A 16,485-nucleotide genomic window follows, 5' to 3' on the forward strand; every position below is an offset into this window, starting at 1 on the left:
CTATTATTATTATTTACCGCTCGAAAGCGACTTTTTAATAATATCAAATTATCAAATAAAAGTCAATAACTTTTTCTATTTTATTGTTGTCTCACAACAACGAATATAAATATATCACCATTAACGATTAGGCGCAATAGTTTTTATATAATAAAATTAAAATAAAAATATTTAAATTATTTATCCGAAAAAGAAGTGCCGGAAGTTCCGGCACTCTTCCATATTATCGCTGGCGCATTAACGGGAATAATAAAACATCACGAATGGATGGCGAATTGGTTAACAGCATTACTAGGCGATCAATTCCTATTCCTAGACCACCAGTAGGCGGCATTCCATATTCTAACGCTTCAACAAAGTCCTCATCCATCATGTGAGCTTCATCGTTTCCTTGTTCCCGCTCTTTTAACTGCGCTTCAAAACGTTCTCTCTGATCTATTGGATCATTTAGCTCAGTGAAGGCATTGGCATGCTCGCGAGCAACGATGAATAATTCAAATCGGTCAGTAAATCTTGGATCATCTTCATTTTTCTTGGCTAGTGGTGAAATTTCAACCGGATGGCCAAAAATAAAAGTAGGCTGGATCAATTTTTCTTCTACTTTTTGTTCAAAGAACTCATTAACAATATGGCCGTAAAGCATATTATCATTGATTTCTACACCATGCTCCTTCGCAAGCTGGCGAGCTTCTTCCACACTCATTTCTTTCCAGAAGTCCACACCTGTATATTCTTTGATTGCATCGACCATGTGGAGCCGTTTCCACTCTGGCTTTAAATCGACCTCATATTCGCCATACTGGATTTTTGTAGTTCCCAGAACTTCCTGTGCGACATGGGCAATTAGATTTTCTGTAAGACTCATAATATCATGGAAGTCTGCATATGCCTCATAGAGCTCCATCATTGTAAATTCTGGATTATGACGAGTCGAAACACCCTCATTTCTAAAAACACGGCCAATTTCATATACTTTTTCTAAACCGCCAACAATCAAACGTTTTAAATGCAGTTCGATTGCAATCCGCATATATAACGGCATATCCAATGCATTATGATGGGTAATGAACGGACGTGCTGCTGCACCGCCGGCGATGGCATGCATCATCGGAGTTTCTACTTCTAGATAGCCATGGTTATCCAGATAGCGGCGAATGGATTGTATGATACGGCTGCGGGTGATAAATGTTTCCTTGCTCTCTTGGCTCATAATAAGGTCAAGATAACGCTGGCGGTAACGTTGTTCAATATCTTTTAATCCATGGAATTTCTCAGGCAGCGGCCTCAACGCTTTTGTTAAAAAGGTAAACTCCTGCACTTTTATCGAAAGCTCGCCTGTCTTTGTTTTGAAAAGATTACCTGCTACACCAATAATATCACCTAAATCAGCTGTATCGAAAAGTTTATATTGTTCTTCCCCAACAGCATCTTGTCGGACATAGATTTGAATTTGCCCAGACAAGTCTTGTATATGGGCAAATCCTGCCTTTCCTTTGCCACGTTTCGTCATAATCCGCCCAGCTAATGTAACATGAACATTATTTGCTTCAAGTTCTTCTTTTGATAGTTCATCATAATGTTCATGCAGTTCATTGGCACAATGCGAACGCTCAAAACGCTTTCCGAAAGGATCGATGCCGCTTTCCCTCATAGCAGCCATTTTTTCACGTCTGACCCGTAGCTGGTCATTTAATTCTTCTTGACTCATTCCCAATCAACTCCAATTATCCCTTTTATGTATAATCCTTGAAATGGACGAGGACATTTTTTACATACTATATTATTTTACACAAAACGTGATGTTCAGACATCAAAAAAGTTTTATTATACAAAAAAACTGCCAGTAATCTTCTGGCAGCTCAGGATTCATAAACATTCTTATTATAGAAAACAAGCCTGGTATTGTCAAATTTAGCCTACATTTGCTTCGTTTTGTTCTCTTTGTTCTACCTCTATAACTAAATCATTTAACAAGTTTACTAATTGATCGCGTGTGTTGCACTCATTTATAGCATTGCGGGCTTTGGCATTGCCCCGGATCCCTTTTAGATACCAGGCAGCATGCTTACGCATTTCCCGTACAGCAATATTTTCATTTTTAAGGGCGATTAGGCGGTCTAAATGGAGAATGCATACATCAATTTTCTCCCGGACAGATGGTTCACCCATCAGCTTTCCTGTTTCAAGATACTGAACTGTGCGATAAATCATCCATGGGTTGCCGAGTGCTGCTCGGCCAATCATCACGCCGTCAACGCCTGTCTCATCAAGCATTCGTTTAGCATCCTGGGGCGTTTTCACATCGCCGTTGCCAATCACAGGAATGTTCACAGATTGTTTCACTTCCCGGATGATATCCCAGTTAGAAGTGCCTTCATACATCTGTACGCGAGTCCTGCCGTGCAGGGAAACAGCTTTGCCTCCTGCACGTTCAACAGCTTGGGCATTTTCAACTGCAAAAATATGCTCATCATCCCAGCCCATCCGCATTTTAACTGTTACAGGTTTCTCAACAACGTCAACAACAGCCGATACCATTTCGTAAATTTTATTCGGGTCTAAAAGCCATTTGGCCCCCGCATCACACTTGGTGATTTTCGGAACCGGGCATCCCATATTAATATCGATAATATCTGCATTTGTATTTTGATCAACAAATTTTGCCGCTTCTACAAGGGTTTCTTTTTCACCGCCAAAAATTTGCAAACTCAGTGGTTTTTCACGCTCATCAATATAGAGCATGTTCAGCGTCTTTTCATTTTTGAACAAAATTCCTTTATCACTGACCATTTCCGCACAAACTAAGCCAGCTCCAAACTCCTTTACCGTAAGACGGAATGCCGAGTTGCACACACCAGCCATCGGTGCCAGCACAACCGGATTCTTCATCTCAATATCGCCGATTTTTAACACCCCATAACCTCCTTTTGTTAAACTAAAAATTTATATCAAAACTCACGCAGTAGCCTTAATCTTTTGGTTTAAGATCGTCTAAACTTATTTTTAACGAGCGGGCTATTTGCTCAAGTAAATCCTTTGCCGGAAGGCGGTTCCCTCTTTCAATTTCTCCTAAAACGGAGACGGAAACACCTAGTTCCTTCGAAAAGCCCTCCTGTGTAAACCCTTTTAGCTTCCGATAAGCTCGAATACGTCTTCCCCATTTTTCTGCTTCCATATTCGGACTCCTTCTTTATCTGGTAATTCATTTAACAATGATGTAATAGGCTTTTCTATCCCCGGAAAATGGAAATCAGAGTTAATCTCTAAAAGAGGTATTAACACAAATGCTCTTTCCAGTATGCGGGGATGTGGAATGATAAGGTTCTCTGTTTTAATATTTTCTTGGTTAAAACTGAGAATGTCAAGATCAATTGTCCTTGGTCCCCATCGTATATCCCTTTTTCTTCCAAGTTCAGTTTCAATCTTTAAACACCTATCAAGCAGTTGAAAGGCGTTTAAACACGTGTTAATCTCAATTACCATATTTAAAAATAAATCCTGTTCTACATAACCAACTGGTTCCGTTTCATAAATGGATGAATAATTTACCAAATGTATATCAGGATGATCTACTAATCTTTTTATCGCATTTGTTAAATTGGCATGGCGGTTTCCAATGTTAGAGCCAAGGGCAATATATGCTAAATTCACCAAGTTTATCTACTCCTTGTTATTTCTACAGCAACGGATTTGAAATGGCCGGGAATCGGAGGATCCGGCTTGATGACTTTCACTGTGACTTCTGTTACAGATGGATAAGCTACTAATACGCCATTAGCAATTTTTTCAGCAACAGCTTCTACCAACTTGTAGGGTTTAGGTCCTTCTACGATTTCTTTGCAAATAGTGTAGAGCTCGCCATAATTTACAGAATCCTCTAAACGATCCGTTTCTCCTGCTGCTTTTAAGTTTAGGGAAGCCGTTAAATCTACCTCGAAACGCTGTCCGAGAACATTTTCTTCCGGAAAAACACCATGATAGCCATAAAATTGCATTCCCGTTACATAAATCTTATCCATCGTAATCATCCTTTTCCTATTAATACATCCATCATTTTTGCCATTCTGCTCATTTCCTTCACATCATGAACACGAACAATTTGACATCCCTTTTGAATTCCATAGCAAATAACTGCCCCTGTTCCTTCCATTCTCTCATCTACTGGAAGATCTAATGCTTCCCCGATCATTCTTTTACGCGAAGCAGCCAAAAGCACCGGATATCCGAGATTTACCAGCTTGTCCAAGTTTCGCATCATAAATAGATTTTCCTGATAGTCTTTAGCAAATCCAATTCCTGGATCCAAAATGATTTGATCATCCTTAACGCCGGCCTTCTTCACAATAGAAATACTTTCATAAAGGTCATTTATGACATCTCTAATAAAGTGACGATAATTTCGATCATGCCGGTTATGCATTAAAATAATTGGAACATTCTTTTCAGCCGCAACAGCCGCCATGTTCTCATCGGCTTTAGCTCCCCAAATATCATTAATGATCGTTGCTCCAGCCTCAATTGCCTGTCTGGCTGTTTCTGCTTTATATGTATCAATGGATATCGGTATTTTCACCTTTTTGGCCACTGCTTCAATAACTGGAAGCACTCTGTTTAGTTCCTCCTCTAAAGTAACAGGGTCATGACCAGGCCGGGTTGATTCCCCGCCGATATCGATTATATCAGCCCCATTTTCCGCCATTTCCTTTGCATGTTCAACAGCTTTTTCGACCCTGTCGAATTTGCCTCCATCTGAAAAGGAATCTGGAGTGACATTCAAAATACCCATTATCATTGTTTTTTTTCCAAATTCTAATGTATAAGGACCGCAATGAATTTGCTTATGTATAGCTTCCATACCTTTTCCCTCCTTTACACTTCACTTCTTCTATCATACATGAAAATGAAAAAAGAGGCACGGCTCTATGCCAGCACCTCTTTGGGGCTATTACTCAGTATCGTATTGATAAAGTGGAGTACTTAAATAACGCTCTCCGTTATCTGGAATAATGGCTAATACTTTTTTGCCCTTCCCTAACTTCTTCGCAACTTCCAATGCTGCGTGAATTGCTGCACCAGATGAAATTCCACCAAGAATTCCTTCTTCTCTTGCAGCGCGGCGGGATGCAGCAAAGGCTTGTTCGGTACTTACTTGAATAACTTCATCATAAATATCAGTATTTAATGTATCAGGGACAAATCCAGCACCAAGCCCTTGAAGTTTATGCGGACCAGGTTTTCCTCCTGAAAGAACCGGGGAATCTTGCGGCTCAACCGCCACGATTTTGATATTAGGGAACTTCTCACGAAGCACGCTGCCTGCCCCGGAGATGGTCCCACCCGTCCCAATTCCTGAAACAAATGCATCTAGATGCTCTATTTGCTGGACAATTTCTTTACCTGTTGTTCTTGCATGAACTTCCGGATTTGCCGGATTTTTAAATTGCTGGGGCATAAAGTATCCCTTTTCTTCTACCAGCGCTTCGGCACGGGCAATTGCCCCCTTCATTCCCTCAGGTCCAGGAGTTAGAACAAGCTCAGCCCCGTAAGCGCGAAGCAAATTGCGTCTTTCTAAACTCATCGTCTCAGGCATAACAAACACTGCTTTATACCCCTTTGCTGCTGCAACCATGGCAAGGCCAATTCCAGTATTGCCGCTTGTCGGTTCAACAATCGTATCGCCCGGTTTAATTAAACCTTGTTCCTCAGCAGCTTCAATCATCGCTAAACCAATCCGGTCTTTCACACTGCTCCCAGGATTAAAATATTCCAGTTTCAAATAAACTTCTGCACTATTTTCATCTACTAATCTGTTTAACTTCACAATTGGTGTTTGACCGATTAATTCAGTTACTGAATTTGCAACGCGTACCATTAAGCGCACCTCTATTCCGAGTATTTTTATTGGATTTATATAGAATGTACCCCTTCCAACCCATTTTGTCAATTGGTTTGATTTAAAATATTCGAAAAAATGGTAAATAAAATGAAAAGGGGATATCCAATAAGTCCATTCTATAGTTATTGGATACCCCTTGAAGAAAATCGTTTATTAAATTTCTTTTCATGAATTTGTCTTGTTTCAGACTGCCTTTATCCGTAAGAAACAACCATCTGAAAACTCATCAATGATAGAGTTTTCCACCTGAATAAACTTTATTTTGCCTGCTCTAACAATTCTTCCAGTTCTTCTTTTGTAAATAGATATTTTTCATTACAAAAGTGACAGTGTGCTTCGGCCTGACCATCCTCCTCAATCATATCATGAATCTCCTTAGTACCTAAACCAACAATGGCATCAGCAAAACGCTCCTTTGAACAGGTACATTGGAATTTTACCGGCATGGTCTCGATTACTTTTACATTCTCTTTGCCGAACAGTTCATCCAATATGGCCTCGGGAGTTAAACCTTTTTCGATTAATTTAGAAATGGGCGGTATGTTTTTTAAGTTCTCCTCCAATTTGGAAATAATCGTATCTTCTGTTCCGGGCATTACTTGAATAATAAAGCCGCCTGCGGCCAGTATGCTGTCATCAGGATTCACTAAAACGCCGACTCCAACTGAGGACGGTATTTGCTCTGATGTTGCAAAATAATAAGTAAAGTCTTCCCCTAATTCGCCGGAAACAAGCGGCACCTGACCGGAAAAGAAATCACGAAGCCCAAGGTCTTTGACAACGGATAACATTCCGTCAGTACCCACCGCGCGGCGGACATCAAGCTTACCGTGTTCGTTCGCTTCAAAATCAACCTGAGGATTAGTTACATAACCTCGGACCTCACCTTTGGCATTACAATCCACTAATATAGGTCCAACCGGCCCCCCGCCGTCAATTTTAATTGTCAGCTTTTCATTTCCCTTTAACATAGCTCCCATCATAACCCCTGCGGTCAACGTGCGGCCAAGTGCGGCTGAAGCTGTCCGCCATGATTGATGACGCCGCTGCGCCTCACTGACAGTTTCTGTCGTTCTGGTAGCGTAGGCTCTGATATACCCGTTATAAGCAAGCGCCTTTACAAGATAATCGTTCATGACTTTACTCCTTTCAAGCTGTTAATCCTTATGATGCCCATGGTTTCTTTTATAGATAAGCTGCAAGCCCTTTAATGTTAAAAATGGATCTACAATATCAATCATATTCGACTCCTGGGCGATTAAGTTTGCCAGTCCGCCTGTGGCAATGACAGTAGGTTTCTTCGTGCTTTGCTCCATCATCCGCTTGACAATACCTTCAACTTGTCCGACATAGCCATATACGATACCTGCCTGCATTGCAGAAACTGTGTTTTTCCCAATAATCCCCTCAGGACGGGTAATTTCAATCCGTGGCAGTTTTGCAGCTCTAGAATATAAGGCTTCTGTAGAAATTCCGATACCTGGAGCTATAGCACCACCCATATATTGGCGTTCCTCATTTACATAGCAATACGTAGTGGCCGTTCCGAAATCTACAATAATCAGAGGGCTCCCATATTCATGAATGGCAGCGACTGCATTCACAATCCGGTCTGCGCCTACTTCCCGTGGATTTTCATATTTAATATTCAAACCCGTCTTGATCCCCGGACCGACAACGAGCGGTTTAACATGAAAATATTTCTGGCACATTCTTTCCAGCGCAAACATAATAGGCGGTACTACAGACGAAATAATAATGCCATCTATATCCGAGAAGGCCAGACCGGAATAATCGAACAATGTTTTTACATTCATAGCAAATTCATCTTCCGTGCGGTTCCGGCTTGTTTCAATACGCCAATGAAATTTAAGGTCATCCCCATCATAAACACCAAGAACAATATTGGTATTTCCTACATCAAATACGAAAATCAAACCGATCACTCACTTTTTATAGATTATTCATACTGCAAACATCATAACATAATCAAAAGTATACTTGGAAAAAAAGAGTGCTTCAATGGAAGCACTCTTTTTTGAAATTTATTTATAATCAATATCCTCAGGAGGAGTATCCAAGAAGGATTTCTCTTCTACAATCTCTTCATCCTTCTTTTTGTTGATAGTGACTTTTACATCATCTTTTTTCAAATCCAGCTTCACTTTTTCAAGCTCGGCAGGGTCTTTCGGCAAATGTCCGTACTCCACTAAATACCTAATCTGCTCAGCATTTAATGTTTCCACTTCTAATAGGGTCTTTGCAATCAGATCAAGTTTATCCCGGTTTTCAGTAAGAATCTTTTTACATCTTTCATAACATTCTTTAATAATACGTTGAATTTCTAAATCAATTTCATATGCAATAGCATCGGAATAATTTTGCTCATTGTGGATGTCACGTCCCAAGAAGACTTGACCGCCTTGTGCCTGACCGAACTGGAGCGGTCCAAGCTTTTCACTCATACCAAATTCCGTTACCATGCGGCGTGCGATACCTGTCGCACGCTGGAAGTCATTGTGAGCTCCAGTGCTGACTTCCCCAAAGACAATTTCTTCAGCAACTCGGCCGCCAAGCAAACCGACAATTTTATCCAAAAGCTCCGGCTTGGTCATAAAATAACGGTCCTCTTTTGGCAGCATAACAGCATAACCGCCGGCCTGACCCCTTGGTACAATTGTAACCTTATGGACCATTTCAGCTTCATCCAGCACTAAGCCGATAACGGTATGTCCGCCTTCGTGGAAGGCAACAATTCTTCGTTCCTTTTCGGAGATGACACGGCTTTTTTTCGCTGGACCAGCAATAACCCGGTCTGTCGCTTCATCAATATCCACCATATCAATTTTCTTTTTATTTTGCCGGGCAGCTACAAGGGCTGCTTCATTTAATAAGTTCTCTAAGTCTGCCCCTGAAAATCCAGGTGTACGCATTGCAATATTTTTCAGATTGACAGATTCATCCAACGGTTTATTACGTGCATGTACTCTTAATACTGCCTCACGGCCATTGACATCCGGACGATCAACGGTAATTTGCCTGTCAAAACGTCCTGGACGGAGCAATGCAGGATCCAAAATATCCGGACGGTTCGTTGCCGCAATAATAATAATCCCTTCATTAGCGCCAAATCCATCCATTTCAACCAGTAATTGGTTTAATGTTTGCTCCCGCTCATCATGACCTCCGCCGAGACCGGCCCCACGTTGACGACCAACGGCATCAATTTCATCAATAAAAATAATACAAGGAGCATTTTTCTTGGCGTTTTCAAATAAATCACGAACACGGGAGGCTCCGACCCCAACAAACATTTCAACAAAGTCAGATCCACTGATCGAGAAGAACGGCACACCTGCTTCACCGGCAACCGCACGGGCCAGTAATGTCTTACCAGTTCCAGGAGGTCCAACTAGAAGCACGCCTTTAGGGATCCGCGCTCCCAGTTCCGCAAATTTCCGCGGATCTTTTAAGAATTCGACCACTTCAACTAGCTCCGCCTTCTCTTCATCAGCTCCAGCTACATCTCTAAATCGCACCTTTTTCTTATCATCGTTATAAAGCTTTGCTTTCGATTTGCCAAAGTTCATAACCCGGCTGCCGCCGCCCTGAGCTTGATTGAGTAAGAAGAAGAATAAAATAAAGATAATCACAAATGGAATAATCGAAGTAAAGAAGGTAACCCAGCCGCTTGTCTCTTTAGCAGGCAGGACATCCACTTTTGACTTGGCCTGATCAATACGGTCAAGAATTTTTTCACTGTCCGGAATATAGGTAATAAACTTCTTACCGTTCGCTTCCATTTCACCGCGAACTTCATATACACCCCGGTCAGGTTGCATTGAAAATGATTTAATCTGGCCATTTTCTAATTGTGACACAAATTTATCATAGGTAATGTGATCGGTCGGTTCATTACTTCCGTTAAAGAAGCTGACAACGCCAATTATGACTAAAAATATCAATACATAAAAGATGGTGTTACGGAAAATTCGATTCATCTCTTACCTCCTCCCGCGGGTAAAAACTATAGTAAATGGTATCATAGAAAATCTTCCTAATTCAAGAAATTGCTCCTATAAAGGGAACAGCTCTTTAACACCCTGCCGTTATTTATTGATTATTGCTGTATACTTCAGGTTTTAACACCCCAATATATGGGAGGTTTCGATATTTCTCCATATAATCAAGTCCGTAACCGACAACAAATTCATCAGGTACAATAAATCCAACATAATCAGCTTGTATCTTGCTTTTTCTTCCTGCTGGTTTGTCGAGCAACGTGACAATTTTGACTGATTTTGCCTTACGGTAGTGAAATAAATCAACTAAATAACTAAGGGTAAGACCGCTGTCAATTATATCTTCAATAATCAACAGATCCCTTCCTTCAACAGAAGTGTCCAAATCCTTTATAATTTTAACTTCCCCCGAAGAAACCATCGCATTCCCGTAACTGGATACATCCATGAAATCCATTTCCAAATAGCAGTCCATCCGCTTTAATAAATCTGCCATAAACGGCATGGCACCTTTTAAGACACCAATGGCAAGGGGGAAGCGGTTCTTATATTCCTCTGTTAATCGAACTCCTAACTCTTTAATTTTCTCTTGAATTTCTTCTTCCGATACTAACACTTTTTCAATATCTTGGTTTAACATAAATTGTGCCCCCTAGAAGATGCTAACTTTCATATGTGAATAAGATATATTGTTGTATGGAACTGTCTCTTCCTTCTAATACGGATTTTTTCAGCCCTGGGAGCCAAAGAATTCCGCCTTCTTTGTCAGTAATAACCGGCCAAATATCTCGTTGATCAAGAGGGATCTTATGATCAATAAAGATATCTTTTAATTTCCTTGATCCTTTCATGCCTTTTAGTGTCATACGGTCACCTTGTTTTCGCGTGCGGATTATAATCGGCCATTCAACGCTTTCTGCAGGAAAGACAGCTGCATTTGAGCTGGTCTTACTTGGTTCCGTTACTATATCAACGTAAATGACTTGACTGTTTGGCAGCGCCACTTTGCCTGGCCCATTCATTTCAAAGAAATAGGGTTCAGGTTTATCCAGATGAAACTGAAATGTTATTTCAGAATAAGAACGAATCACTTTTAATCCGTTTGGAAAATCAAGCCTGCCTGACGGCTCACCATGATGAATCAAGTGAAATATTTGGTCAATATGTACTGATGAAAGAGATCCAGTTACTCCTTTGTAAAGATAGTTTAATATTAGTTGAATCCCTCTTCTTTGTAAAGGTAAAGGCACTTTAAGCAGCCGGGCAATATCTATTGTTACCCTGCTAATTTCTTTGTTTGTCACTACTGTATTCATTTCTCGGACAGTTAATTCCTGCAGAAGGCTCTCATCCGCCTGCATATCTTCGCTAAAGCGCTGAAATTGTTCATGAACAAGCGGATTTTCCTTTTTTAAAAAAGGCAGGACCTGGTGGCGAAATCTATTTCTGCTATAGATACTCTCACTATTACTCGAGTCAATTCTTGGCGAAAGGTTATGGCGCCTGCAATAATCCTCAATCTCCGATTTTGACACACATAAGAACGGCCGGAAAATGCTCCCATGTTGAAATGGCCGGACGAATGGAATTCCTGCCCTTGCCATTCCTGTACTTCCTCTTGTTAAGCGCATTAAAATGGTTTCTATTTGATCATCGCCATGATGCCCAAGTGCCAAATAATTAAACCCATACTTTTCCATAACTTGCTGATAAAATTGATAGCGGACTTCCCTTCCAGCAAGCTCTGCACTCATCCCTGTCTCCTTCATTACCTTAGGTACATCGATTTGTACCATTTCAAACAGAACATTCGCCTGCTTACAATAATCCTTCACATACAGCGCATCCTCATAAGATTCCTGACCGCGAAACATATGGTCAACATGTGCGACAACGAGTGAAAGGTTTGATTTTTCCCTTTTACTAATCAAATAATGAAGCAGCGCTAAAGAGTCGGGTCCGCCTGAAACACCGACAACCACTTTTTTATTATGAAGGGAAAATGAACGGCGTCTCAAAAAGGCTTCAACCTTTGTTTCCAACATTTTTTCTACTCTTCCTTAACCAAAAAGTTTATCTTTAGCATATCATCTAATTTTAGACTTGCCTACGATGCTAAAAATTTTCCTTAAAAAAGATGGAATTTCATGAACACCTACTTTTTACGAATAAACCTTAAAGAGGTTTCATCCAATTACAAAAGTTTTGTAAAAATATAAAATCCATATAGAGCGCCAAGAAGCGCCAAAATTACAAAAAAATCCATCCATCCTTTTCTTTTCTTTGTCTTACGGTAATGCTGTCTTGAAAGCGGTGGACTTGATTTTACGGATTTGTTTGATTTTTTAGTTATAGGGACAGCTGAAGGCTGTTTCCTGTCATCCTGTTTTGGCTGAGTTAATTTTGCTAATAACTCTGTTCTCATCTGTATGGCTGTACTGTAATGACCTTGTAGTGCCTTTATCATGACCTTATTAAATTTCGTCAGCTCTGGTTTTTGACAGATCGCTTCAGTTAATTGTTTTAGCCCGCCGATCGTCTTTTTAAATCGTTTCGGATAGGCAGTATTGATCATAATCATCGCTACTGCAAACAAATCGTATGATGGTTCTGCCTTTCTGGAACCCAATCCCCAATAACCGCGGTCATAAAACTCTGTAAATTCCTTAATGGCCCTACCCCGGACAGTTGTACCACCAACATCGATGCATCTAATTTTCGGAGGCGGGCCAGTGACAATCAAGTTTTCAGGTTTTAAATCTCCAAACACCCAGCCGTTATCATGCAAATTTGCCAAGTCATTCAGCAGCTGCAAAATTAAAATCGGCATCCACGATTTTCCCTTTTGCTCAATAAAGGAGAGAAAATCTATTCCTTGAAGATAATCCATAACATAAAAGGAAATTTTCGATCGGTTTACCTCCCAATCATCAACATCAAGCAAAGAAGGCCCAAGGGTTGAAGTTCCCTGGACCTTTGCAAATGATTTTAACACATTGACCTCCGAAGTGATCGACATCCCATTTGTGCTCATTTTTAATGCTACTTGCCCATTCCTGCCTTTGGCAAGGTAAACAACCCCGTTTGCACCAAATCCCAACTCTTTTATAATCGTATATTGATTGCCATGCCATTTCCCTTTAATAATAGTTCCAGGGCTGACTTTACATGGATTCTTCAAAGTATGATTCATCATCGCTCGCCAGCAGACTCCTTAAGGATGGTTTTTGGTTAAACGAAGATAAAGCAGCTCTTAGTGCCGGGCCTGTCGGTGTAATGCCGCCTGTAGACAACTTGGAAAAAATACTTGTCAAAGATTGTAGATTTGGCGTCCAATCCAGCAATTTTTCAACATCAGCCCTTTTTCCGGGAAATGCATAAACAGAAAATAGATTTTCCCCAGTCCTTGCGTTTAGGCTAAGAGACAAGTCCAGCAGGGCCTCCTTTACTGTCGGCAGTTTAGTTTTCATGCTTGCACTGGTATCGACAAGAATCAACACTTCTAAATCGACAGTTTCCCCCAGTTCGTCGACAATCTCCATTACTTCACCGCGCTTTTCCGGCGGCAGGTCTTCCATTGTTTTCGAACGTCCTAAAATTTGCTGCAGTTCCCGATTAACAACCCCTTGAATCGTTTGGTTCATGGCTTTGCGAGTAACCATTTGCACAGTTTGTGAGAGCGCCTCTGCATAAACAATTTGACTGATCCCGCCGCCTGAGGCGGCAATTCCTTCAATTTCTGTCATACCTTTTTCATCAATAACATCATGCTCCATTACACCAATTACATTAACGGTAATTCCTTGTTCCTTGGCTAGTGCAGCCATGGCAATCGGATCCTCACCTTGATTGGAACAGCCATCTGTAATTAATAGCACTTGCCTGAGTTTTCCTGTATACATAAACTTCTCCCTCCACACTATTTATTGGTACCATTTTCGGCTATGTGGAGGGGATTTATACATATTAATAAAGGATCTCGGATAAAATAATCACTTATGCTCTTCGTTTAAAGGAATGAACAGGAATGGATGCCCACTTTGGTGTATTATGCTTTATTTTCGCAACTGTTACCGTCATATCATCAGGGATCATTCCGGATCGAGAGCGAATAACATCTTCCATAATTAAATCAGCAATCTCTTGCGGATCGTCTGTTTCTAACTCTAGGATCTTCCTTTTCATCCATAAATCATAATTTTCTACATGTTTTGGACCTTCAAATACCCCATCACTCATCATAATTAATAAATCCCCTGCCTTCAGCTGCTCGCTGACGACATCGACTTCGAATTCTTGGAGAATTCCCATCGGCAGATTACTTGCCTGGATTTTAATAACTTTCTTCCCTCGCTTAATAAAGCTCGGAGTTGAGCCAATCTTCAGGAAATTTGCTGCAGCATTTTTTAAATCGATAATTGCCAAATCTAATGTAGCGAAAATTTCATCTGTTGTTCTTAATGACAGAATCGAATTAATCGATTTAATTGCCACTTTTTCATCAATTCCTGATTGGAGGATTTTTTGTAATAATTGTAATGTTTCTTTGCTTTCATAATGGGCTCGCTCGCCATTTCCCATCCCATCGCTTATTGCAATGGCAAATTTCCCGGCACCAAGCTCAATGGTTGAAAAACTGTCACCTGAGATTAAACCGCCGTCCTTTGCAGCATGAGCTATTCCTGTTTCGATCCTATAGGCTTTGGATGACCTAAAGACCGCATGACAAAAATCATCTGCGAATTCGGCATTTTCATGTTTCACAACAATTGTTTCCCCCAGGATATCTGACAGCATTGGTGCAATGATTTTTTCACATTCACCATGGGTATTGTAAAATGGGAGGGACATCTCGATATCAATGTTTCCTGGTTCAAGGCTGTATATTTCCACTTGTTCAATGTGGATGCCAAATCCCTGAAGAGCTTCAATAATTTGTTCTTCCTGTTTATAATGATTTTCCCGTTCCCGCTGAATTTCTTTAGCGAAATTCTCCATTACCTCGGAAACTCCTAATAATTGTTCAGCAACAAGCTTACGGCTTTCCTTCACCTGCTTTTTTAGCTTTTGATTGGCTTGAAAATACGTTAATTCCTGAGAAATAGTGTCATAAACCTTTTTGGAGCGTGAACAATACTTGTCCCATTCCCTGGATAATCTTAGGGAGACATTCCCATTATTTTGATCCATTTCATGTATAACTTCTTCTAAATAAGCATAGGTTGTATTAAAGTTTTTAGCCCAGCACTGTTCCTTTTTAAAGCATGTTTGACATGTCTTTTCTGTCACGTTGCTCATAAAGAAATCCATTTCACGGACACTTTCTTCCTCGTCCGATAGGACTTCTGCCTGTGAAAAGCTTTTGGAAAGAGCATTAAAGACAGTGGAAAATTGAGAAACCCGCTGTGCTGTGACATCACGCATCTTCCGCATATATTTTTGTTGTTCAGCTGTATGTTCAGAAGTTCCAGGGATATATTTTGCCAGTCTTGCTGTTAAGCTTTGAGGTGTTAATAAAAACAATAGAATTGCTACAGCTGCCTCAAGAACAGTCGTTTTTAAAGAGCCTCCCCCTTCGCCGTACATAGAAATTAATAACGTTGCAATTAGCAGCCCTACAGCAACTCCAACTTTTTTCCCTTCCTTTAATAATCCTCCTAATACCCCGGAGAAGGCCAATAAACTCATTTGATAAAAGCTTGATACATTTGCAAGACTAAAAATCAGCCCAGTGACAACGCCGACTGTCGAGCCAATCGTCGCTCCGGCGATAAATGAAAATACTAACACTAAATAGCGGGACATGATATGGTCCATTGATAAACCATATACCTTCCAGCCAATTGTACCCGTTAGTATAGAAGCAAGCATAATAATCAAACAGACGATCTCTTCTGTCTTCAATAATTGCCGCCGTTTATGGAAAGTTAGTAGGGGAATGCTTTGCAGAAAGATCATCGTCAAGATAAATGCAAGGCTTGCCTGGACTCCCACCATCATCACATCATATAAAGTGACTTGCCTCGAAACAAGAAAGGCCTCTAACAATTTTCCAATTCCCAAAATCATCCCGCTAAAGAATGGCAATGCCTTCATTTCATTATCGAGCCATCTTTGACTGATACGGAAAATTGCCAGAAAGGAAAAGGTGATCACAAACGTTGAGGCTGCATTGCCTATCGAGATGGTCGCCGCTCCTGTAACCAACCCAATTAAAGCCAAGGGTGCCCGATCTTTTTTAATTAAATAAACAGATGCAAAGAAAGGAAGACTAAACGGTGTAAGCTTGTCCAAAATCAACGCTCGACCAAGTAAAAAGCCGATAATTAATAACGCTAAGCCTTTTTTTATCAAAAAATGATCCAGCAACGATTGGACTTTATTTACAACACTCCATGGGTCCCATTTTGATGAATGAAAGTTAACTTCCCCGATCGGTTCTATTAAACCCCGCTCTACCTTTTCCATTAAAATCCACTCCCTCTATTTCATCGTTGCCAATTATTATAAGTTTAGTAGAATTAAAAGTTTGTCAAAATAGTGAACAGAATAAAAGAATCGTTCGAC

Annotated in this window: 15 protein-coding genes; all 15 read right to left on the reverse strand. The window is 40.5% G+C overall.

Going from position 1 to position 16,485, the window contains the following annotated elements:
* Nucleotides 1-223: 223 nt before the first annotated feature.
* Entirely contained in the window at nucleotides 224-1,708 is a 1,485-nt protein-coding gene (lysS, locus tag BFU02S_RS06340) for a lysine--tRNA ligase (RefSeq protein ID WP_066368083.1), read from the reverse strand.
* Nucleotides 1,709-1,911: 203 nt separating this feature from the next.
* Nucleotides 1,912-2,913: a tRNA dihydrouridine synthase DusB gene (gene dusB / locus BFU02S_RS06345; protein WP_066368086.1), complete on the reverse strand. Its 1,002-nt coding sequence runs from the start codon at nucleotides 2,911-2,913 to the stop codon at nucleotides 1,912-1,914.
* Nucleotides 2,914-2,968: 55 nt separating this feature from the next.
* A complete protein-coding gene (locus tag BFU02S_RS06350; protein WP_066368091.1) occupies nucleotides 2,969-3,175 on the reverse strand; it encodes a helix-turn-helix domain-containing protein in 207 nt (68 codons plus the stop codon).
* Nucleotides 3,127-3,654: a 2-amino-4-hydroxy-6-hydroxymethyldihydropteridine diphosphokinase gene (gene folK / locus BFU02S_RS06355; RefSeq protein ID WP_066368093.1), complete on the reverse strand. Its 528-nt coding sequence runs from the start codon at nucleotides 3,652-3,654 to the stop codon at nucleotides 3,127-3,129. Before folK ends, BFU02S_RS06350 begins: the two co-directional genes overlap by 49 nt.
* Nucleotides 3,655-3,656: 2 nt before the next feature.
* On the reverse strand, nucleotides 3,657-4,019 hold the full coding sequence (gene folB, locus BFU02S_RS06360; protein WP_066368095.1) for a dihydroneopterin aldolase: 363 nt from the start codon (nucleotides 4,017-4,019) through the stop codon (nucleotides 3,657-3,659).
* A gap of 5 nt (nucleotides 4,020-4,024) precedes the next feature.
* A complete protein-coding gene (gene folP / locus BFU02S_RS06365; RefSeq protein ID WP_066368097.1) occupies nucleotides 4,025-4,855 on the reverse strand; it encodes a dihydropteroate synthase in 831 nt (276 codons plus the stop codon).
* 90 nt (nucleotides 4,856-4,945) lie between these two features.
* Complete coding sequence (cysK, locus tag BFU02S_RS06370) at nucleotides 4,946-5,872, reverse strand: cysteine synthase A (protein WP_066368100.1); 927 nt, start codon at nucleotides 5,870-5,872, stop codon at nucleotides 4,946-4,948.
* A gap of 281 nt (nucleotides 5,873-6,153) precedes the next feature.
* Nucleotides 6,154-7,032 carry an Hsp33 family molecular chaperone HslO gene (gene hslO, locus BFU02S_RS06375; RefSeq protein WP_066368104.1) on the reverse strand — a complete coding sequence of 293 codons (879 nt, stop codon included), beginning with the start codon at nucleotides 7,030-7,032 and terminating at the stop codon, nucleotides 6,154-6,156.
* A gap of 21 nt (nucleotides 7,033-7,053) precedes the next feature.
* Complete coding sequence (locus BFU02S_RS06380) at nucleotides 7,054-7,833, reverse strand: type III pantothenate kinase (protein WP_066368106.1); 780 nt, start codon at nucleotides 7,831-7,833, stop codon at nucleotides 7,054-7,056.
* A 108-nt stretch (nucleotides 7,834-7,941) separates the two neighbouring features.
* Nucleotides 7,942-9,897 (reverse strand): ATP-dependent zinc metalloprotease FtsH, encoded by a 1,956-nt coding sequence (gene ftsH / locus BFU02S_RS06385; protein WP_066368108.1) that lies wholly within the window; start codon nucleotides 9,895-9,897, stop codon nucleotides 7,942-7,944.
* A gap of 112 nt (nucleotides 9,898-10,009) precedes the next feature.
* Nucleotides 10,010-10,558, reverse strand: a complete 549-nt coding sequence (hpt, locus tag BFU02S_RS06390; RefSeq protein ID WP_066368110.1) for a hypoxanthine phosphoribosyltransferase — start codon at nucleotides 10,556-10,558, stop codon at nucleotides 10,010-10,012.
* 22 nt (nucleotides 10,559-10,580) lie between these two features.
* Nucleotides 10,581-11,963 (reverse strand): tRNA lysidine(34) synthetase TilS, encoded by a 1,383-nt coding sequence (gene tilS / locus BFU02S_RS06395; RefSeq protein ID WP_066368111.1) that lies wholly within the window; start codon nucleotides 11,961-11,963, stop codon nucleotides 10,581-10,583.
* Nucleotides 11,964-12,112: 149 nt separating this feature from the next.
* The gene (gene prkT, locus BFU02S_RS06400; RefSeq protein ID WP_066368113.1) at nucleotides 12,113-13,114 is read right to left on the reverse strand and encodes a serine/threonine protein kinase PrkT; all 1,002 of its coding nucleotides are present in this window, start codon (nucleotides 13,112-13,114) and stop codon (nucleotides 12,113-12,115) included.
* Nucleotides 13,083-13,820, reverse strand: coding sequence for a vWA domain-containing protein (locus BFU02S_RS06405; protein ID WP_066368116.1), 738 nt, complete (start codon nucleotides 13,818-13,820; stop codon nucleotides 13,083-13,085). The genes prkT and BFU02S_RS06405 overlap by 32 nt, the downstream gene beginning before the upstream one ends.
* A gap of 94 nt (nucleotides 13,821-13,914) precedes the next feature.
* Nucleotides 13,915-16,386 (reverse strand): stage II sporulation protein E, encoded by a 2,472-nt coding sequence (gene spoIIE, locus BFU02S_RS06410; RefSeq protein ID WP_066368118.1) that lies wholly within the window; start codon nucleotides 16,384-16,386, stop codon nucleotides 13,915-13,917.
* Nucleotides 16,387-16,485 lie beyond the last annotated feature (99 nt).

The sequence above is a fragment of the Neobacillus fumarioli NBRC 102428 genome, assembly GCF_001591485.1.
In the GTDB taxonomy this organism is placed as follows: domain Bacteria; phylum Bacillota; class Bacilli; order Bacillales; family Cytobacillaceae; genus Neobacillus; species Neobacillus fumarioli.